We start from the raw sequence: 19,354 nt of genomic DNA on the forward strand, positions 1-19,354 counted from the left end.
GTTAGGGGGAGTTATTCTGGGTGAGGTACAAAATTTTGGGTTTTAGGGAGTAGGGAGTAGGGAGCAGGGAGTAGGGAGTAGGGAGTAGGGAGTAGGGGTTCCGAAAATTGACACCTCTTTTATTCAAAAGACGTAACTCAGATTAAACTAATCCTTACCTCTTGTCTTGATGCAGTCGCTCATGGGGGAAACCACGCCAGTTGCTCATGGGGGGAACCCCCAAGACCGCACTGGCTCCCCAAGACCGCGCTGCATCGCTTATTCAAAAGCACCTCAATTAGCGTGCGCTAATCGCTGTTCGCTGATAGCTGATAGCTGATAGTTGATAGCTGATAGCTTACCATTAATCAGTAATGCCTTTTTATAAATTATATCTTTACTTTTTTATCATTGATGGCATTTTTAATCATTTTTATGATTTAAGTAATTTCTTTTAAAGCGTTTTTTTTATGATAATTAATTAACGGTTTTGGTAGGTAAAACTACGGTTTTTTATTAGCAGTATTAGAAAGTAATAAAGCCATACATAGCTATTCCCTACTCCCTACTCCCTACTCCCTACTCCCTACTCCCTACTCCCTACTCCCTACTCCCTACTCCCGACTCCCGACTCCCTACTCCCGACTCCCGACTCCCTACTCCCTAAAACTACCGTATAATAATATAATAGATAAAGCCTAGCCCTGATTACCACTGTCAGCCAATCTATTATGCTTAAAAGTTCTTTGCCAAAATCCTCTCTGAGGAGTGAGCAACCTCCAGACTGTGAGATATCCCAGTTATCCCCTACTTCCTTGACTCTGATCGCTGATTTCTTTAAAGTCTTATCTGAAGTAAGTCGCTTGCAGATTATCTGTTGTCTGAAGTCAGGCTCCAAAAATGTTAGTCAAATTATCGAAGAAACAGGCTTAGGTCAAGCCAATGTATCCAAGCATTTAAAAATCCTGGCTAAAGCAGGGATTGTCACTCGCAATCAACAAGGAATCAATGTCTTTTACCAAATAGCTAATCCCTTTATCTTTGAGCTATGTGAGCTAGTGTGTGATTCCCTGTCACTGCAAATAAAGCAACAACATCAAAAGCTAGAGCAACTCAAAGCGATGCAGCAATCTTTTTAGTGATCTTGGTAATTGGTAATTGGTAATTGTGATTAGTCCCGAACTATTGCCCATCATTCAACTCCAATTCCCCTCCCGTTACGGCGCTTTGCATAACTATCAAGTACACTGAATTTTTTCCCTATTCCCTATTCCCTCTTACCTGCTCCCTGCTCCGAACGCGCCCCGCGTGGCCCACGGCCTCAGTCCCTGCTCCCTAAAAACCCAGAACTTTGTACCTAATTGAATTGCAAACCGCTGTATACCCGTTCGCGCAGCGTCGGGCTTTGCCCGAAATGGTTAGCGGGAGATGGGGCAAACAGCTATGGGTTGACGTAGTGTCTCCAAAGGAGAATCGCTACGTCAACGCACACATACTTGATAATTAATCCTTGATAATTAATCGTTCTTCTATAGCTTTCCAAGGATTCCCTAAAAGCCAAGACAACAGGCCAGTCAGAAATGCGATCGCAAACCATATCCATGACCGATATATGATAATAACCACAGACAGGACAGCAATCAGCAACAAGGCTACTTGCACTACCAGGGAAATCAACTTCTGGCGACTACCATCACCCTTTTTAATCCCTGATGATTGGGTAATCTGTTGCCACCAATAAAATAGTTGTAAGGATTTATTCAAGACTTGATAGATCAAACTACTACCGAAGCCTGGAGTGCGATCGCCTAATACAGTGATCAGCAGATCTCGCACAATCAGGGCAGCTCGGGTAGCGAGATTTGTTAGGATAGTAGTGGGAATATCATGTGACAATGTCTCTGAACCCACCTGGTAATGGTTGAGAAAGAACGTTTCTTTACCCTGGGGTAAGGAGTCAATGCTTTTCCTAGCTAATTCCTGAGCTGCTAGTAGACTAATGGTTTCACTAAAACTACCCTGAACTAGACTATACTGGGGTTTGGTGGTTAGACTTGTGGTTAGATTTGTGGTTTGACTATCGTTAGGAGCAGCAGGTTGAACTCGCTGTTGACTCCACTCTAGTTGTTCAGAAATTTCATCTTCAATCACATTCTGTAGGTCAGTGCTGAGAATATCACGATGTCCTTCTAGCACTAAATCATCCAGTATTGTTTTGAGATAATCCTCAGAAATATCTGGATTAGGAGTCGCCAGCTTACGTAGATGACCTTTAATTTTATCCTGGTGATCAGCGGTAGCGTTAGGGAAAGACTCTTGAATTAAAAAATCTAAGTACTGTTCTTTAAACTGTTCAAATTCTTCTCCGGCTTCAGGTATGTTATATTCTTGAGCTTGTCGTTTCAAAAAATTAGGAAACTTAGCAATCCCCTCAGGAGTAAGTAACGCTTCCACGATCCGGTTTAATCCGTCTAAGCGCCCCCACATAATATCATTGGAACGCCAAGACTTCTTAAAGAAACCGCCAAACGCATTTAAGGTATTTCCCGCCAGTTTACTATCTAAGTTTTGCCCTTTACCAAAACCCAGCTGAGCATCATCTGGACTAATCCGAATCGTCTCGATCAGATTTTTTTCCTCAATTTCAGATAGATACTCAAAGGGATACAAAACTTGATCGAGTTCTCGAAATCGTTTAAAACGAGTCAAGAGTTCTTCAGACTGATTTAGCCCACTTAGTTCAATAAATTTCTCTGATGCTTCCTCTATTTTACACAAAACCGAGGAGTATTCGTTTCCATTATTTTCATTATCGTTATCTTTAAATTTTTCAGCAAGCCAGATTTTTTGAAGTTGATTTGGTTCTTGCTCTACTTGATTAACTTTTTGCTTAAATTGTTCAAAAATGCTGGAAATTCGCCGCTGGGGCAACCAGTCAATGGTGGTTTTTCCAACTGTCTGGGTTTCAGAGTTAGCGGCTAATTGTTCTGCTGCTTCTTCTGGTAATTTTTGCAATAAATAGGCTGGGACTGTCTCTAAATAGGATTGCTGATAGTTTTGTGGTACAAATTCTGCTAGCCCCTCAGCATCGAGCAAGAAACGGTATAACCGAATTAGACGGTTGTAAATCTCACTAAGCAGTTGATTATCTATAAACTCTGAACTTTGATTAGTTTGAAAGCATGATATCATATCATAGAAGGATTGACTAACCTGGGGATGATTCAACAGCTTAGTTAATGCCATCTTAAGGACTTCTAGGAGTTTAATGTGACGACCTAGCCTTAAGGCTAGGGATTGGAGCATTTTATACTCTGATAATGATGGCTCCTGATTCATCAACTGACAAACTTTTTTAACGATATAGAAGTGCTTTCTTAAGGCATAGTCGATATCGAGATTGCTAATCTGTTGACTAGGGTCTTGGAGAATAATGTCGTGATTTTCCCGTTTTTCCGGTTCAGTAATGTGTTGGGTCAGTAGCTTAGCTATTTTATCTAAAAGGACTTGCTTGTTTAATATTTCTTGGTAAGATTTGGTGCTACTGACTTGAGACATTCTCAAGACTAGAGGTAATGTGCGATCGCGTAAGCTAATCATACGACTACGCCAATAAATTCCCGTCTCAACTGGAAGCCTTGTCTGTTGGGAGTTGTCAGCCTTAGCAAATAAGGGGGATTCCGCATCGGCTAGCAGAGAATGGTAGCGCTGGATTTTATGGTTACGGTCTTTGATTAACCCCAAATCATTACTAATACTTTCATAGGTCGGCATTCCTAACAACGACTCCTGGATTACCTCCCAGACATCAGGCTTTGGCATCTGATTAAACTTTTGGCTGCCAGCAAAATTATCTGGACTGGGATCGATATAAAATAACTTGCGCTCAACTGGATAATAGTCGGCACGATAATACATTTCTTTGATGGTATAACTGAAAGGCCGATTATCTAGCACACCTCCATCCACAAAGTGCAATTGATACCCACCGGTTGGAGGGGTTTCCGGTAACTTGCGATTCTTCAGGATTCCCCATTCTACTAACTTGGCATCGACCTGATTGCTAGGATTATCTAACTCAACGGTAACTACAGGGAAGGCAACTGGAAAACAGGATGTAATACGACACAGTTTGGCCAGAGCTTGATAGGTATCTTGAACCGTTGAATTGTTTGGGTTAAAATTGGGATTAAAGGGCTCTTTGCGACCTTGACGGTGCTTGAGATGAAAAATCGTGCGGTGGTCTTTAAGATCAATCACCCGTCCGGTATCATCAAAAACGGTATCAACCCGTCCTACAACATCAGTTCCTGTTACAAATAAATCTAATTCATTAAATGAAGATACCCACTCGTCTGAGGGTGCTTTCTTTTTATTACTCTGCCCTTGTTCAAAGGCTTTAGCTAGTGCATCTTGATAGTAGCCCTTGCCATCTAAAATAGATTCTCCATCATTTTTACCTTGAGTAATGCTAGGTTTATGCATGAGCTTGCGGATGTTGCCATTTTCCCGCCAAATTTGGGCAAAGTTTTCAAAATCGATGACTTCATCCTGACTACTATTGGTCAAAGCGTAGCTCAGCAGAACCCCATTAATCCCTCCCGCTGACGTGCCTGAGAGAATATCAACAATAATATCAGAATCGGTGAGAGCTTTAACAAGTTTATAGATACCTCGACCGCGAACAGCATTATAAAATTCGCGGCAAACACCGTTCATATAAATCGCTAGAGAGACTCCACCATAAACCACTAGTCCTAAGCGCAGTTCTCTGCTAAATTCTGGCTTGCTAAAGTTTTGGCTAGACATAATATGGCTCTCCAATTAGGGACGTTACCGTTAGTTACTGGCTAAATAGTAGTAAGGTGCTGCTGACACAACCTGCGGAAATCATCCCCCCGATGTTCAAAGCTTTGGTATTGGTCAAAGCTAGCACAGGCGGGAGAAAGCAGGACAACACTAGCATTATACTGTTGAGCTAGTTCTGCTGCTCTTGGTACCGCTTTCGCCATAGTTTCCACAAGTTCGTAACTGGAATAGCCAGCTTCTTTAAGGCGTGCCGCAAAAGCAGGTGCAGCTTCACCAATGAGTAACACAACCGCTGCTTTGAGTTTAATGGTTTCAATCCAACTGCTATCATCACCAGCTTTGGCTTCCCCACCAGCAATTAGAATAGTGGGTGCAGCTACTGAGGCTAAACCGACTTGAGCCGCATCATAGTTGGTGGCTTTACTATCATTGATGAAGTCTATCCCCTGCCAGGTAATCACCTTTTCTAGGCGATGGGGTACACCAGGAAACTTGGCAATGGCGGATGCGATCGCATTTTTCTCAATTCCTGCCAATCGTGCTGTTGCCACTGCCATTAATAAATTTTGTCGATTGTGATCTCCGACCATTTGTAAGGATTTTACTGGCAAGATCGGTTCTGAGTCTGCTATCACCCAGTCATCTTGGATGTAAGCCCAAGGTTGAAAATTCCTCTCTCCCTGACCACCTGTGATACTAATCCAATAGGCATCGGGCCAATAGTTTACTCCCAAATTACCCAGGTAAGGGTCATCCCCATTGATAACTTGTAACTGGGACCGACGCAGTAAAGACGCCTTGATGTCATAATAGTTTTCCAGGGTTTTGTGGCGGCTGAGGTGGTCAGGGGTCAAGGTTGTCAAGACACCAATACGAGGGGCAAGGTCTTTGGAAGATTCGATTTGGTAACTACTGATTTCCCCAATTACCCAATCGATTGGGGGTGTTTCCTGGGCTTTGCCATTGATTTCTGGTGCTAGGAGTAGTTCGCAAGCGGCATAACCAATGTTACCGCAGGCGGGGGCATGGAAACCAGCTTCTTGAAAAATAGCAGCAATCAGGGAGGTGGTAGTAGTTTTGCCGTTAGTACCAGTAACACCTACCCATGGACAGGATTGGAGATAACGCCAAGCTAGTTCAATTTCCCCTATGGTTTCAATGGCTTGGGTCCTAGCCGCAACTAAGACTGGTATATCCCAGGGAACACCGGGACTAACTACAATCAGCTGGGGTAAGTCTGAAGAGTCTAGGGTTAGGGAATAACCCAGTTTAAGGTTAATTCCGTCTCTGGCAAGCTGTTGTTGTTGGTGTTGCCAGTCTTCTGGGGTATAACGTGCAGCGATACGTTCAGGGCTAGCAGCATCGCTGAGAGTGACATCCCAACCTTCTTTTCTGAGGAGTCTTGCGGCTGCAAGACCTGAGCGTCCTAATCCAATAACATCAGCCTTAGGCATACTTTGATTGGTAGAGCATCTGATGGTTTGCCGTTCTAACTATAGCAGTTATAGCGATTTTGAATTGGGTAAATTCCTTACGCCCTTGGGATTTTAGGGAGTAGGGAGCGGTGCGACCCGTGGCGAATTTAATTCGCCTACGGAAAGCGCACCGTAGGGAGTAGGGAGTAGGGGGAATAAACTTGACTTTACCTTATAAGTATGACCAACGCTATAATTCTTTATTACTTGACATTAATAATACTTAAATATTATTATCCAAAAATATCGAATCTTTTAAAAATAGTTCCTTGCCCAATCTCGCACTGCTCGCCGAATTGCCCGCCTACCATCAGCCCGATGGCGCTCAATTAAACTAGGAAGCTTTTGAATCGGTAACTCAGGAAAAACCCTACTCTTTGCTTGTTCTACATACTCACCCTCTTGCAGTAAGTAAATTGTTAGTTTGCCAGAATCATAGCACCATATTTCTGGGACTCCCAAGCGAGAATAGATTGGCAAACGAGGCAGTGATTTACTAGTTACATCAATTTCTAGAGCGAGATCTGGCGGGGGATCTTGGTTGAGATCTAAGTCCAACCTGCCTCGAATCGCCGCTTCATTTTGGATATAAAAACAATTATCTGCTTCTACCCCAGCTAAGCTACTCTCTCGCCGCCAGGTTGTTGACCCTAAACTTTCGTAGTCGAAATCTAGTTCATCTGCCAGCTCTTTAACTAGGTCACCAATCACCTCTTTATAATATTCATGTTCAGGTAAAGGAGTCATAATCTCAATGGTACCATAATCATAGGCTAAACGAGCAGAGCGATGGTCACCTAAATCCAGCAGCAGATTTTCAAACTGTTCCCAGGAAATGTTATGTAAAACCACCCGATCTGCTCTCGGTTTTGTCACTACCATTAGTTTGGTCTCCGAAGTTAATAATAGGTCATTTTTGTATTATAGAATTACTCTCTATAGCAGTTATCAATTGGGTAAGTTACAAAGTGCTGATAACTGCTAAGCATCCTCTCTATCAAGCTGAGAAAAAAATTTTTTGACAGGGATTGTGGACAATTCAATGTTCCAAAAGAACCGCTTCGCGAACGCAATCGCAACCACCAGCTGATTGAGAAGAACTTTGGGATGGCATTTAAAAACTTTAATTATATCAAAAATAAACAAATATCAACAGATGCTGGGTTTAGCACCCCAAAAACTCCAGCAGCTTTAAGCCTGAGGGGAATATGGGGATTTGAGCTTGCCATATGAGCCGAGCAATCTTAATATAAGTTAATGTAATGCAATATTTATCAATATCTTAACTATGGCGACTTCAGAAGAACAACGCAAACAGAAAATTATGGAGCACCTGGAGAAAACTACCCAACTGCCTCAGCAGCAGCCTTCCTTATATTCAGAGGCTAGGAAGCAGAAAATTATGGAGCACATCAAAATGACACGAGGTTAAGACAAACCCCTAGCTATTGCGTAGGGTGGGTGAGGCGCGGGAAAGATTTTGAGCGATTAGCAATCAGTCTTGGAAAGTGCCGTAACCCACCTTCTTCAAAATTCCGCTCCTGACTACTGAGGTATGATGGCGAAGCGAGAATTGTGACATACTCCCGACGCCGAATCTTTGATTACGGCGCGGGCTTCTTAACCTCACGATTAAGAGTTTCTGCGTAGCACTTATCTAGGTACAAAACCCCCGACAGTACGCTATCAGCAGACAGTTTCCGCAAGGACAAAATTAATGACTCGGATTTTTTTAGCGATCGCATCGATCTTAGGAGGATTATCAGTAGCAGCTGGAGCCTTTGCTAGCCACGCTTTGAAAGAAAAACTTACCGAACGAGCATTGGAGATTTTTCAGACTGGTGCCCGCTATCAAATGTACCATGCCCTAGCGCTCATGTTAGTAGCCTTGTTGTTGAGCCGCGCAGAAGTAGCACAAACTCCCCTTACCTTAGCTGGCTCAGCTTTTATCGCTGGAATTGCCATTTTTTCTGGTAGTTTGTACGCCCTGAGTTTAACCGGGATCAAGTGGCTAGGAGCGATCGCACCATTAGGTGGTGCGGCGTTGATCTTGGGATGGGGTTGTTTAGCGATCGCAGCTTTCTCTTTCGAGTAATCACTACATATTTTAGGGAACAGGGAACAGGGAACAGGGAACAGGGAACAGGGAACAGGAAATGGGAAATAACCAATTTAAGTGCAAATCAGCTCAGATATTTTCTTGAGAGTTGACTGTCAACCTTCAACCTTCAACCTTCAACCTTCAACCACCAACCTTCAACCTTCAACCTTCAACCTTCCATCTCCCGATTAGCCGCATAAACACCTTGGACGTTGTACCAGTTAAGGAAAATTCGGGCAATTTCTAAAGCTAGCTGGGATTTACCTCGGTCAATTAGCCATTGTAAAAAGGGAGCCATGGTGCGTTCGTTGAGTCGTCCACCTAAAGACAAAATCCCCCAGAGTAGTCGGTGTAGCCAGGTCATCTGAATCATCATCCTGACTTCCCAGGTAGGGTGCTTCCGATAGAACAATACACCCATACGCCCCCGTTGAATTTCCCGGTCAATCATCCGAGGAATTTGGTCGAGACTAAAGGGAGGATGCCAATGATAACCTACCGCTTCCGGACATTTAATCAGTTTTAAGCCCAGCTGCTTGAGTCGGACACCTAGTTCTAAGTCTTCCCAGCCATAGAGTTGGAAGCGGGTATCAAACAGTCCAGCTTCTAAGAGCCATTTTCGTGCGATCGCAACATTCCCCGTCGCAAAATAGGCAGCAGAGAAATCAGTAATTTTATAGGGTTCGCTGGTAGGGTCCTCGAAATTACAGGTATTGATCACCCAACCGTAGGTAAATAAGCGATCGCATCCCAGACGCTGTTGTGCCTTTACCAAAGCATCAGCATGAGACTGTAGGAAATGCTCAGTAACTACTAAATCACTATCAATAAAGATAATTATTTCACCAAGGGCCTGCTTCACCCCTAAATTCCGAGCTGCAGCCGGTCCAGCATGGTTTTGAGCAAATGAGCGTACATGGGGAAAGTGATCCTTGTGTGCTGTCAACCAATCTAAAGTGCCATCCGTTGAGCCATCATCTACTAAAACAACTTCATAATCCAAGATCTCAGGTCTCACCTTTGGCGAATTAAATTCGCCAAGTAAGAGCGCACCTATGCTATCGTGCCTGAATTGCTGATGTTCTAACGCGATTAGGCACTTTTTGAGAATCGGTAAGCGATTGTAAGTGGGAATGACAATGCTTAGCAAACTTGGGAACCTTTTGAATTTGATATTATTGTGAACTTAAACAGCGATCGCATGGAAAACGTTATGCAAATTGACTGGCAAACTGCCAAAACTTACGAAGACATTCTATACCATAAAACCGACGGTATTGCCAAAATTACCATCAATCGTCCCCACAAACGCAACGCCTTTCGTCCCAAAACCGTCTTTGAACTTTATGATGCTTTCTGTGATGCCCGCGAAGATCACAGTATTGGTGTTATTTTATTAACTGGTGCTGGTCCCCACACCGATGGCAAATACGCATTTTGTGCTGGTGGTGACCAAAGTGTACGAGGCAAAGCTGGATATATTGGAGAAGATGGCGTTCCTCGCTTAAACGTATTAGATTTGCAACGCCTAATTCGTTCTATACCCAAAGTAGTGATTGCCCTAGTTGCTGGATATGCTATTGGTGGTGGTCATGTCCTACATGTAATTTGTGACCTAACGATTGCTGCTGATAATGCTATCTTTGGTCAAACTGGACCGAAAGTCGGTAGTTTTGATGGTGGGTTTGGCGCTAGCTATCTTTCCCGAATTGTTGGTCAAAAAAAAGCCCGAGAAATTTGGTTTCTCTGTCGTCAATACACCGCATCTCAAGCCCTAGAAATGGGTTTAGTTAACTGTGTCGTTCCAGTGGAGAAGTTGGAAGCAGAAGGGCTACAGTGGGCAAAGGAAATTTTGGCAAAAAGTCCTATTGCCATTCGTTGCTTGAAAGCTGCATTTAACGCCGATTGCGACGGTCAAGCTGGTCTACAAGAGCTAGCTGGTAATGCTACCTTACTCTATTACATGACAGAAGAAGGAGCCGAAGGTAAACAAGCTTTCCTAGAAAAGCGTCCACCAGATTTTCGTCAATATCCTTGGTTACCTTAGATTATAGCAGTTCTCAATTTTTGAGGTACTTTCGCTGAAGGGGAGTAGGGAGTAGGGAGATAGGGAAATGGGGAGATGGGGAGATGGGGAGAATTATCCCTGTCAGCCATGCAAAGCAGGAGTGTGGAGGGGCTGCATCAAGACAGAGTCAAATTTTATCACTGATCCGAAGTTCCCCGTTCCCTGTTCCCTACCTTTACAGATTAATTTTAAACAATTTTAAACTTGGTGCAAAATTTGATTATCAACAAAAAACGCACCTTATGTTGAATCAAAGTGCGACGAAAGCTATTTTAATAGCAAATATCAGGTGCCGATTTTTATGAAATTATTTGGCTTTTTAAGCTGACACCTTTAAGCAGGTAACTACTAGAACTAGAAGATTTGGTTTAAACTGATTTTTGTGAAATTTTTTTATTTGAATTATTGATTGTCTTAAGGGTAGAGTTACTAGTAAGTTACTGCTGATATTACTGATAATACGAATAATTTACATCAACAATTTACACCAGCATGATGTCTGTTGACGAATTCTTAGAGGTGATGGTCTCACCTTGAATGGTCTTGTCTGTCCCAGAGGATTTTTCAGAGCACTTTACCGATAGCTCCTCTGTGAGCATCAGTTGTTCATCTTGCCAAATCTCTTCTAGTTTCTCCCAAGAAGAAGAAAAGGTAGGCATAGCAAAAGCACAAGCTTTCCAGGTAGCTCTGACAGGCACCCCAAGTTGTTGACACATACCCCCTCGTCGTCCTTCTGACTGATAATACTGACAAAATCTGCAACTAGATACAGGTAAATTCAATGTTTTCATGATAACTCTTTTTTTGTGAAAAAAATTTTATCTCCTCTTCACATTTAATTCTGCTACCTCCTACCTCAGCTTGTTATAGATAGCAAGCTGTTGACCAGCCTAGGTTATAGCCATATCGTTAGCCCCTAAAGCTTTAATATTTTATTAATTATTTTGTTACAAATAGAAACATTTTATTTTACAAAAAGTCACAAAAAAAGGTGGATTCTGAAAGAATTGGCTTGTTTTATACCAAAACCCCATAGGGATCAAGCAAAAAAAAACACCAAAAGTATATTTAGATACTGAATCTATCCCGATTAACTTATGAAAAAGTATCAGTTCAGTGTTCTAAAAATCAAGGGTCAGCCGGGGAGGCTGACTGGCTTTTAGCCTCCACAGCAAAATTAGCTCTACCTCTTATACCAAAGTCTTAGAGCAAATTTAAAAGCTTTTGTTGATTCAAAGCACCGTTGATTCAAAGCACCAGTGCTGGAAACCACACAACTTCCTCAGGTGTGGGGTGTGGGGTGTGGGGTGTGGGGTGTGGGGGATAAGAAAGCGATGGAGCAAGGGAACAGGGGGTTTCCCCCGCATTAAGGCGCTGCATCATTTCTTCGTTGTTTTGCTTTTCCTCTCCCTCTGGGTCGCCCCATGTTTGACCTTAATGTAAAAAACCTACCCCTGTGAGCGCCCCACACCCCCCTACCTACTGCCTACTCGTTACTCGTTACTCGTTACTCGTTACTCGTTACTCGTTACTCGTTACTCGTTACTCGTTACTCCCGACTCCCGACTCCCTTCTCCCTACTCCCTTCTCCCTTCTAAAGCCTTGGTCTAAATTTGCCATTGCTTAATAGCACAAAGACCACAGACATCCCAACGCTGAAGTTCTCCTGGTGGAGTCGGACACTGACACTGAGGACAAAGTGGTAAATTTTGCGATCGCATCTGCATCATCTTTGCCCAATGTTTAAACGCTGCTTCGGGTCTGTTCGCGTAGCCTAGCCTATTGGCCAGAGTTGTGTCAGTAGTTGTGTCAGTATTTGTGTCAGTATTTGTGTCAGTGGCTTCACTACTTTCTCTGTTTTCTCTGTACTCCAATTCCTCAGAAACCAGTGATGAAGACATTGGCAAGATGGTGCTAGGATGTCTATGGTTTGGGGTCAACTCAGATTGTGAATAGCCATTGCCCAAAACTTGTGTTTTCCGCCACTGAGCTGGAGAAAAGTGGATGTCAACTAGGGGTTCAGACCAACTAGCATTAAGCCGTTTCAACAACATCCGGCGCTTAAATTTTAGTTCTTGTGCCCAAACAGAGCTAGAGGTAGCCACATATAAGATATCCCTAGAGATAGCATAGGGTCTGGTATGATTAGCTATGTTCACTCCTACTATTTCAGACCAAGACTTAATTAGGTATGACAAGCGTTGTATACCTTCCCACTCCGGCTGATTTGTAATCCTATCTAAGATCTGATTGAGTGATTTAAGCATATCGCCTTACTATAATTAATTGATTTCACAATAGTTTTGATGGCTTCAGGACTGAGGTCACAGGCTAGAAGCCTGTGCCACACTAGGCTACAAACTAGCTTAGATAAACTAGCTTAGATAAACTAGCTTAGATAAACTAGCTTAGATAAACTAGCTTAGAGTTAGTAGGGTGACCCTAGAGATAGAATGGCTGCGTAAGTCCTGTTGCTTGTTCTATAGCACAAACGACCCATAGAGTCTGCCATGAGCCAAAACTCCTCAGTTAATTCATCCCCTAGCTCGACGGGTAACTACAACCTCAACTCAGTTTTACAAGCTGCTCTGAGTAGCCTTGATGTGCAACTAGAGGAAGAATTAGCGCGCTACCGACGTCGAAGAGTAGGACGCCCAGTCATGACTAACCGTAGTCTTGGTCGTAACCGGGCGCGTAAACCCCTAGAGTTAATTTCTGTGGGTGAGGTACAACAGAAATCCTCACCATCGCAGACAAACAAGACCATCCCTCAACTAAAGCAGCCATCAACCATTCCACTGCCAAACCTAACAGCCAAGGGGACAACTTCTCTCAAACAACCACAAGAGCCATTGGTTGAGCAGACTGAATCCCTAGATTCCCTGTTATCACAGTCCCCAAAACCTACTCAGCCACCAGTTGTCTCCCAGTATAATAATGGTGAAAGTGCTAGCTTAGGTATTCAGAAAGAGGCTACGGAGCAACTTAAGTCTCCTGAAAAATTGCCTGAAAAATCAGGTAGTTTGATCAAGTTAGGGGCTAACCAAACCCAGCCAGAAGATTATCTCGAATCATCAGAAAAACTACTACAGAGTCTGGCAGAAGATCAAGAAGAATTTGACAACCAAAAGCAGGTGTCTTACCAACTGCTGACTCCGTTAAATGTCGGTTTCATGGTACTTTTGCTGTTGTTAAGCGCTACCCTACCCTATATCTTTTCCAATCCCTCGGTGTTAAGTAATCTGGATCTGTCCCAGCTGATTAGCTCCATCATTCCCAAGATCTCCAAAACCCCCCAGGAAATTAAACCAGATCAACCACAACAGACTGAGTCGGTTCCTAATTCTCCCCTACAGGGTGGTCCTAATTTGGCTTCTGAGGAATTTGTAGACTTGAACTTACATACCCTTTCTCAAGTGGAAGCTACTCCAGGACCGCAGCAAAAACCTTTTTATACAAAAGATGTCCCAATACCAAAGGTGGTTGAATCAGCTCCTAAGGTGGTAACTAGACCGATGCCTCCTAAAGGGTCTTCCTTATCTTCAGTACTTTTGCCTTCTGTTCAACCACTCCAAAAGGTTCCCCTGTCATCATTACCAACAAGCTCAGGCTCTTTAGTACCCCCAGGAAGACGGGCACAGTCAGGATTACTTGAACCAGCTATCTCTGAAACACTCCAGAATCAAGTCGCATCCCTGAGAACAGTGGTAGAGGAGTCTTTACCTGCTCCCGATCCTTTCTACTATGTCGTGATCAACTACGATGGTAAGCGTTCCCTACAGCAAGCTAGGACAATTGTTCCTGATGCCTATGTGCGCAAATTATCTGAAGGTACCCGCATTCAGATGGGAGCCTTCAAATTTGAACATGAAGCACAAGGTTTGCTAGAAAAACTCCAGCAACAGGGAATTTATGCTTCGATTTATCGTCCTTGACTTAAGTGTTAAGTGTCAGGTTCAATCTGAATAACATCAGTTTTCATTCCCTAAGCCCTGATCATGATGGAAAGCTGCCATAGGATTACTAGATCGTATGTTTAGAATCATTCGCGCTAGCCTTAATAGTCTGATTAACCAACCTGAAGATCCTGAGAAAATCCTGGAACAGGCTGTCGATGATATGCAGCAGGATTTGATTCAAATGCGTCAGGCTGTAGCTCAAGCGATCGCTACCCAAAAACGTACCGAACGAAAAGCCTCTCAGGCTCAAGCGGCTGCTGAGCAATGGTACCGTCGCGCTCAGTTAGCCTTGTCAGCAGGAGACGACAACTTGGCACGGGATGCCCTGACACGGCGGAAATCTCATCAGGTGACCGTCACAACCATGAACGCTCAGCTTTCCCAGCAAGCTGAGCTTGTGTTCAAGCTCAAGGAAGAGCTGCGTACCCTAGAACAGAAAATCTCAGAGGCGAAAACTAAAAAGAACTTGTATATTGCTCGGGCTAACTCAGCTAAGGCATCCATGAAAATTAATGAGATGCTCAGTAATGTCGGGAAAAGTAGTGCCTTGAGCGCTTTTGAAAAGATGGAAGATAAGGTAATGGAGCTTGAAGCCCGGTCTAAGGCAATGGCTGAGTTAGGTAGTAATCAACTCGATCAGAAATTTGCCGCTCTCGAAGCTAACGATGATGTGGAAGCTGAGTTAGCCGCCATGAAAGCTAATCTGATTCAAGGAACCGACACTCCTCAATTACCCTCAACTCAGGCAGAATAACCGAAAAATCCGGAAAAATCCGATAAATACTTGGAAAAAGTAAGTAGTGTCCTCAAACTCCCCTCTTCGATAAGATAAAGACGTTTTCTGCAATATGGAACTATTATAGTATATCATAAGCGCCTCTGGACCCCAATTTTTAACCCCTCCAACAGCAATCCCTTAGAATCCCCCATGGTTCAGCCGCGAGAGAGTTCAAACCTTAGCTTGTTGTCTAGCACTTTTTCCCAAGAAGTTTTTACACTGGATCAAAGGCTCCCTGTCTTAATGGCTAGGGTATGGGTCAAGCCCGCGAATTTTTCAGCTACCCAACCAGACTTGAGACTCGACAGCAACAATTGCTTGTCCCTCAAGACAACTTAACTAGGCTTACGCACCAGCAAGCCAGTTTTCTAACTACAATGTACACTCCTAGAGGATAAACAGTGTTATGGGATTATTTGATCGCCTGAGCAGAGTGGTCAGAGCTAATCTGAACGATATGGTTAGCAAGGCTGAGGATCCAGAAAAGATTCTGGATCAAGCTATTGTTGATATGCAAGAGGATCTGGTTCAATTGCGTCAAGCAGTTGCCAGGTCAATTGCTGAACAAAAACGCACAGAGCAGCAATACAACAAAAACCAAACAGAAGCTAACAACTGGCAGAAAAGAGCTCAGCTGGCTCTGAGCAAAGGGGATGAAAACCTGGCTCGTGAGGCTCTGGTGCGTAAGAAGACCAATTCTGATACTGCTGCTACCCTGAAAACTCAGTTGGATCAGCAAACTAATCAGGTCAATACTCTTAAGCGTAATCTGGTGGCTCTCGAAGGCAAAATTTCCGAAGCCAAGACCAAAAAAAATATGCTCAAAGCACGAGCTCAGGCGGCTAAGGCCAATGAAAAGTTACAACAAACCATGGGGTCTATCAATACTGGTGGCTCCCTAGAAGCGTTTGAGCGTATGGAAAGGAAAGTCTTGGATATGGAGGCTCGTTCTCAAGCTGTCCATGAGCTGGGTGGTGCTGGCTTGGAAGAGCAATTTAGACTCTTGGAAGGCAATGATGTTGATGATGAGTTGGCCACGATGAAAGCTCAGTTGGCTGGTGGTTCTGTATCTCAAGAAGCTTTACCAGCCTCAGAGGAGAAAAAATCTACTTCCTCAGATTCACCGGTTGACAAAGAGTTGGAAGACCTTCGTAAACAAATTGATAATCTGTAGTCAGATCAAATCCGGTTAATCACTTTGGCTTCAGGGAAATTGTTAATTTTTAATGTTTAAGGGTTAATTGGTAATTGTTAATTGGTTATTAGCTAATTGGTTACTAGCTAATTGGTTACTAGCCAATTTCCAATTTTTAAGTTTTAGTTTACTAATTAATCACTTTGTGTTAAAGAAAATGGTTAATGGTCAATAGGCAATTTCCGACCAATGACCAATGATTTAAGTTAGTTGCCCCATTAAACCGGCAACTTGTGGTATAATGAGGGTTCGCCGCCTAGAGTCTTTCTAAGTAACAGTAACTTCCAAGCAATGGGTGAGAAAGCAATCGGTGAAAAACACTCAGGAAACAATAATTCAGCGGCACTGATCAACTTACCTCGTTTAAGGGCTACTAAACCCCAATGTAATCTCAAATAAGCTACCAGCTCCCAGAGTAAGGGGAGTTGACCTTGGTATTTTTCACTGACTAGTGCATAGATTTTTTCCTTAATGGAAATATGGGTTTTAAGACGTTTCTGGAACGAAAACTTATGATTATAAGCACCAGACCAAATCGTCCGGTAAGCTAAACACTTATTGATAAATATAGCATCCCCAAACTGAGCGATTTGAATCCAGGAATCAATATCATCAAAGTTGGTATCTAAGCTAGAATCCCAACCACCGGAACTCAGAAAACTATCACGGGAAAACGCCACTTGCGCTGGGGTCCCAAACGGTACCATTTCTAGAAGCATTCCATAATGAATGTCTTCTTGGGCAATATATAACCTTTGCAGTGAACCCACTCGCCGTGTTATACTTAGTTGGGCTCCTAAGGTATCTACTTGAGCCGATTGGCAAGAGCAAATCACTGCTTTCGGATGTAATGCGATCGCATTAGCCATTTCTTCAATGCAGTTCCTGGCTAAGTAGTCATCATCATCCAACAGCTTGATCCAATCACCACTTGCCAGCTCTACCCCTTTATTTACCGCTTTCGAGTGGCCCCTATTATCGGCATTTCGGTGATAAACCAGGCTCTGCTCACCAGCACGTGTCAAGGCTTCACTGCGCTCTTGGACATAATCTTCGGTTCCATCAGACGAACCGTTGTCAACGATAACAATCTCACAGGGAAATGTCTGAGCAAGTGCGCTTTCAATGGCGCGCTTGAGTAGATCTAGGCGATTATAAGTCGTGATAACAACGCTGAATTTCATCCGGCACCCCTGAGGAAAATGCTGTGATTAGCTTAGGTTTAATCATGAAGCTCCAACCCTATAATTCCCCCACAAGTTTAATAACTAATAAGTTTAGCAATAAGTTTAGCCTAATTATCTCCCCATGTTGGTTAAACGTTTCTATTTAAAGTCTAAACCCTCAACCTGTAACCTTCAACCTTGGCCTTTTGGCCACGCTACGCGAACAACCTGTAACCTTGGCCTTTTGGCCACGCTACGCGAACAACCTGTAACCTTAAACCTTAAACCTTCAACCTTCTTAAACCTTCAACCTTCAACCTGATTCAACCCCAGTCCCAACAACTCAGAAGTCCAGCTACCATGTAAACCGTAAGGGATATGATGCTTCAAGTGCAGTCGTGCTATCGGTCCACTAGTTAAATCACAACCATCTAAAATTACTAGATCCGACCGGTGATGACTAGCATCATATACTAAGGTCAATACCCAACCATCATCTTCTCGTTCAGCATTGGGTCGTGGCACAAACATTGGTTCATTTACAAAACCCTTTGGCGCAGCACTCCAGAATTGTTGTGTCTTTGTTTCCATATCTATTTTTAGAATCCCTTGTAATGGCGCATTACCGGTGGGACGATCAGTAGCTCCGATAAATAAGTAGCGATAGGGATGTCCGACACAATTAGGGTTAATGATGGGAAACTCGCAACAGCGCTCTTCTAATAACTTACTCCCTACGGTTTTGTCAGTTAAGTTCAACGTAAAGCGCCAGAGTTGTCCTGGTGCGTTCGTATTCATATCAATTTCCCGGAAATCCGTACCTGTCTCTATTGCTGGTAATGACTCGTAGCAAATAGAATCGACATAAATCTTGCCATCTTCCTCAAAAGCATTAGCGTGATGGAAAATAAAGCCCGATTGGGTTTCTAGGATTTTGACTTCCTCTGTGTTCTGTTTACGAGGAATCACTATAATCCGGGTCGGTTGTTCAGGCTGATATGCCACACACTCACCAGCTCCTCGGTATCCCAACAGGAACGGAAAGGGATTATAGCTAACAGGATTTTGGAAGAAAATACAGTAATTTGGGGTAATCGCAAAATCGTGGATAAAGGCAAAACCAGGAACACTATAAGCCTGACGTCGTAATAGTTTACCGGTCAGGTTCAATTCGTAAATAGTAATTTTGCTAGACAGACCTGGCTGAATCGCGAAATTCACCAGACAGGGTTGACCACCATCAAGCTTACAACTAGGGTCAATCCAAGGATGAGCAGCAAAGGATTCACCCCCTAATAACACTCCATCTAAGTTATCTTCACCCAAGGTTTCAAGGGTATGGGGGTCTAGACTGTAAGGTTTAGCAGCTTCCCATAAGGCTAAAAGCTTGCTACCCCAGTAGATCACATTGGTATTAGCAATATTTTTAAGTTGGACATCAAATAGATTCGCTAACCAACCCCCAGGCTTCTGAGTGCCAAACACTCCTCTATATACCGGTTTCCCCGCTTTTTGTTCCGCTAAGAAGCCCTCTGTGCGTACAAACCGATTGCGAAAATGAGCTCGACCGTGATCAAATGCGATCGCACAAATCATCCCATCCCCATCAAATGGATGATGCACCCGGTAACCATTAATATCCAGCAAACCAGGACCATTCCGTAACCAAGTCCCCCGCAATTCCCCAGGAATTTCCCCTTCTACTTGATCAATCCAATAATCGTCTTCATGGCGTTGGGACTCATAACCTCTTGCCCAATCTTCCTGGCTATAGGACACACCAGGATTAGAAACCCTATTGGCTTCTTTGTTGCATAACATATT

Annotated in this window: 21 protein-coding genes; 11 read left to right on the top strand and 10 right to left on the bottom strand. The window is 43.4% G+C overall.

What is annotated here, in order from left to right; translation table 11 throughout:
- Position 1: 1 nt before the first annotated feature.
- Entirely contained in the window at positions 2 to 127 is a 126-nt protein-coding gene (locus F6K46_RS04540) for a hypothetical protein (RefSeq protein ID WP_293057293.1), read from the bottom strand.
- Between the two features lie 42 nt (positions 128 to 169).
- Here F6K46_RS04540 and F6K46_RS04545 point away from each other — a divergent pair, with 42 nt between their 5' ends.
- Positions 170 to 319, top strand: coding sequence for a hypothetical protein (locus F6K46_RS04545; protein ID WP_293057296.1), 150 nt, complete (start codon positions 170 to 172; stop codon positions 317 to 319).
- 391 nt (positions 320 to 710) lie between these two features.
- Positions 711 to 1,118, top strand: coding sequence for a metalloregulator ArsR/SmtB family transcription factor (locus tag F6K46_RS04550; protein ID WP_293057299.1), 408 nt, complete (start codon positions 711 to 713; stop codon positions 1,116 to 1,118).
- A gap of 364 nt (positions 1,119 to 1,482) precedes the next feature.
- Here F6K46_RS04550 and F6K46_RS04555 read toward each other — a convergent pair whose 3' ends face one another.
- From F6K46_RS04555 to F6K46_RS04565, 3 genes are all read right to left on the bottom strand, one after another.
- Positions 1,483 to 4,788, bottom strand: a complete 3,306-nt coding sequence (locus F6K46_RS04555) for a patatin-like protein (RefSeq protein ID WP_293057302.1) — start codon at positions 4,786 to 4,788, stop codon at positions 1,483 to 1,485.
- A 41-nt stretch (positions 4,789 to 4,829) separates the two neighbouring features.
- The gene (gene murD, locus F6K46_RS04560) at positions 4,830 to 6,242 is read right to left on the bottom strand and encodes a UDP-N-acetylmuramoyl-L-alanine--D-glutamate ligase (RefSeq protein WP_293057304.1); all 1,413 of its coding nucleotides are present in this window, start codon (positions 6,240 to 6,242) and stop codon (positions 4,830 to 4,832) included.
- Positions 6,243 to 6,518: 276 nt separating this feature from the next.
- Positions 6,519 to 7,145 (bottom strand): Uma2 family endonuclease, encoded by a 627-nt coding sequence (locus F6K46_RS04565; RefSeq protein WP_075904740.1) that lies wholly within the window; start codon positions 7,143 to 7,145, stop codon positions 6,519 to 6,521.
- A 406-nt stretch (positions 7,146 to 7,551) separates the two neighbouring features.
- Here F6K46_RS04565 and F6K46_RS04570 point away from each other — a divergent pair, with 406 nt between their 5' ends.
- Complete coding sequence (locus tag F6K46_RS04570; protein ID WP_293057307.1) at positions 7,552 to 7,695, top strand: hypothetical protein; 144 nt, start codon at positions 7,552 to 7,554, stop codon at positions 7,693 to 7,695.
- Between the two features lie 285 nt (positions 7,696 to 7,980).
- Positions 7,981 to 8,358, top strand: coding sequence for a DUF423 domain-containing protein (locus F6K46_RS04575; protein WP_293061113.1), 378 nt, complete (start codon positions 7,981 to 7,983; stop codon positions 8,356 to 8,358).
- Positions 8,359 to 8,533: 175 nt separating this feature from the next.
- Here the strand turns inward: F6K46_RS04575 and F6K46_RS04580 are convergent, their stop codons facing one another.
- The gene (locus tag F6K46_RS04580) at positions 8,534 to 9,514 is read right to left on the bottom strand and encodes a glycosyltransferase (RefSeq protein ID WP_293061111.1); all 981 of its coding nucleotides are present in this window, start codon (positions 9,512 to 9,514) and stop codon (positions 8,534 to 8,536) included.
- A 63-nt stretch (positions 9,515 to 9,577) separates the two neighbouring features.
- Between F6K46_RS04580 and menB the strand changes: the two genes are divergently transcribed.
- Positions 9,578 to 10,411 (top strand): 1,4-dihydroxy-2-naphthoyl-CoA synthase, encoded by an 834-nt coding sequence (menB, locus tag F6K46_RS04585; protein ID WP_075899140.1) that lies wholly within the window; start codon positions 9,578 to 9,580, stop codon positions 10,409 to 10,411.
- Between the two features lie 67 nt (positions 10,412 to 10,478).
- Positions 10,479 to 10,634: a hypothetical protein gene (locus F6K46_RS04590; RefSeq protein WP_158069551.1), complete on the top strand. Its 156-nt coding sequence runs from the start codon at positions 10,479 to 10,481 to the stop codon at positions 10,632 to 10,634.
- 280 nt (positions 10,635 to 10,914) lie between these two features.
- On the opposite strand, the gene F6K46_RS04595 is transcribed toward F6K46_RS04590, so the two are convergent.
- Together F6K46_RS04595 and F6K46_RS04600 are read right to left on the bottom strand one after the other, a co-directional pair.
- On the bottom strand, positions 10,915 to 11,223 hold the full coding sequence (locus F6K46_RS04595; RefSeq protein WP_070392370.1) for a hypothetical protein: 309 nt from the start codon (positions 11,221 to 11,223) through the stop codon (positions 10,915 to 10,917).
- A 457-nt stretch (positions 11,224 to 11,680) separates the two neighbouring features.
- Entirely contained in the window at positions 11,681 to 11,815 is a 135-nt protein-coding gene (locus tag F6K46_RS04600) for a hypothetical protein (RefSeq protein WP_293061108.1), read from the bottom strand.
- Between the two features lie 73 nt (positions 11,816 to 11,888).
- Between F6K46_RS04600 and F6K46_RS04605 the strand changes: the two genes are divergently transcribed.
- On the top strand, positions 11,889 to 12,059 hold the full coding sequence (locus tag F6K46_RS04605; protein WP_293061106.1) for a hypothetical protein: 171 nt from the start codon (positions 11,889 to 11,891) through the stop codon (positions 12,057 to 12,059).
- Here the strand turns inward: F6K46_RS04605 and F6K46_RS04610 are convergent.
- Entirely contained in the window at positions 12,040 to 12,699 is a 660-nt protein-coding gene (locus tag F6K46_RS04610) for a DciA family protein (protein WP_293061104.1), read from the bottom strand. The genes F6K46_RS04605 and F6K46_RS04610 overlap by 20 nt on opposite strands.
- A 243-nt stretch (positions 12,700 to 12,942) precedes the next feature.
- Here F6K46_RS04610 and F6K46_RS04615 point away from each other — a divergent pair, with 243 nt between their 5' ends.
- The 3 genes from F6K46_RS04615 (at position 12,943) to F6K46_RS04625 (ending at position 16,343) form a co-directional block, all read left to right on the top strand.
- Positions 12,943 to 14,367, top strand: a complete 1,425-nt coding sequence (locus F6K46_RS04615; RefSeq protein WP_293061102.1) for an SPOR domain-containing protein — start codon at positions 12,943 to 12,945, stop codon at positions 14,365 to 14,367.
- A gap of 79 nt (positions 14,368 to 14,446) precedes the next feature.
- On the top strand, positions 14,447 to 15,145 hold the full coding sequence (locus tag F6K46_RS04620) for a PspA/IM30 family protein (RefSeq protein ID WP_293061158.1): 699 nt from the start codon (positions 14,447 to 14,449) through the stop codon (positions 15,143 to 15,145).
- Positions 15,146 to 15,575: 430 nt separating this feature from the next.
- The gene (locus tag F6K46_RS04625; RefSeq protein ID WP_293061100.1) at positions 15,576 to 16,343 is read left to right on the top strand and encodes a PspA/IM30 family protein; all 768 of its coding nucleotides are present in this window, start codon (positions 15,576 to 15,578) and stop codon (positions 16,341 to 16,343) included.
- Positions 16,344 to 16,582: 239 nt separating this feature from the next.
- On the opposite strand, the gene F6K46_RS04630 is transcribed toward F6K46_RS04625, so the two are convergent.
- Positions 16,583 to 17,548 carry a glycosyltransferase family 2 protein gene (locus F6K46_RS04630; RefSeq protein WP_293061098.1) on the bottom strand — a complete coding sequence of 322 codons (966 nt, stop codon included), beginning with the start codon at positions 17,546 to 17,548 and terminating at the stop codon, positions 16,583 to 16,585.
- Positions 17,549 to 17,672: 124 nt separating this feature from the next.
- Here F6K46_RS04630 and F6K46_RS04635 point away from each other — a divergent pair, with 124 nt between their 5' ends.
- On the top strand, positions 17,673 to 17,852 hold the full coding sequence (locus F6K46_RS04635; protein WP_293061096.1) for a hypothetical protein: 180 nt from the start codon (positions 17,673 to 17,675) through the stop codon (positions 17,850 to 17,852).
- Here F6K46_RS04635 and F6K46_RS04640 read toward each other — a convergent pair.
- On the bottom strand, positions 17,837 to 19,351 hold the full coding sequence (locus F6K46_RS04640; RefSeq protein ID WP_293116804.1) for a carotenoid oxygenase family protein: 1,515 nt from the start codon (positions 19,349 to 19,351) through the stop codon (positions 17,837 to 17,839). The two genes, F6K46_RS04635 and F6K46_RS04640, sit on opposite strands and share 16 nt — an antisense overlap.
- Positions 19,352 to 19,354: the final 3 nt, after the last annotated feature.

The organism is Moorena sp. SIO3E8 (genome assembly GCF_010692445.1).
In the GTDB taxonomy this organism is placed as follows: domain Bacteria; phylum Cyanobacteriota; class Cyanobacteriia; order Cyanobacteriales; family Coleofasciculaceae; genus Moorena; species Moorena bouillonii.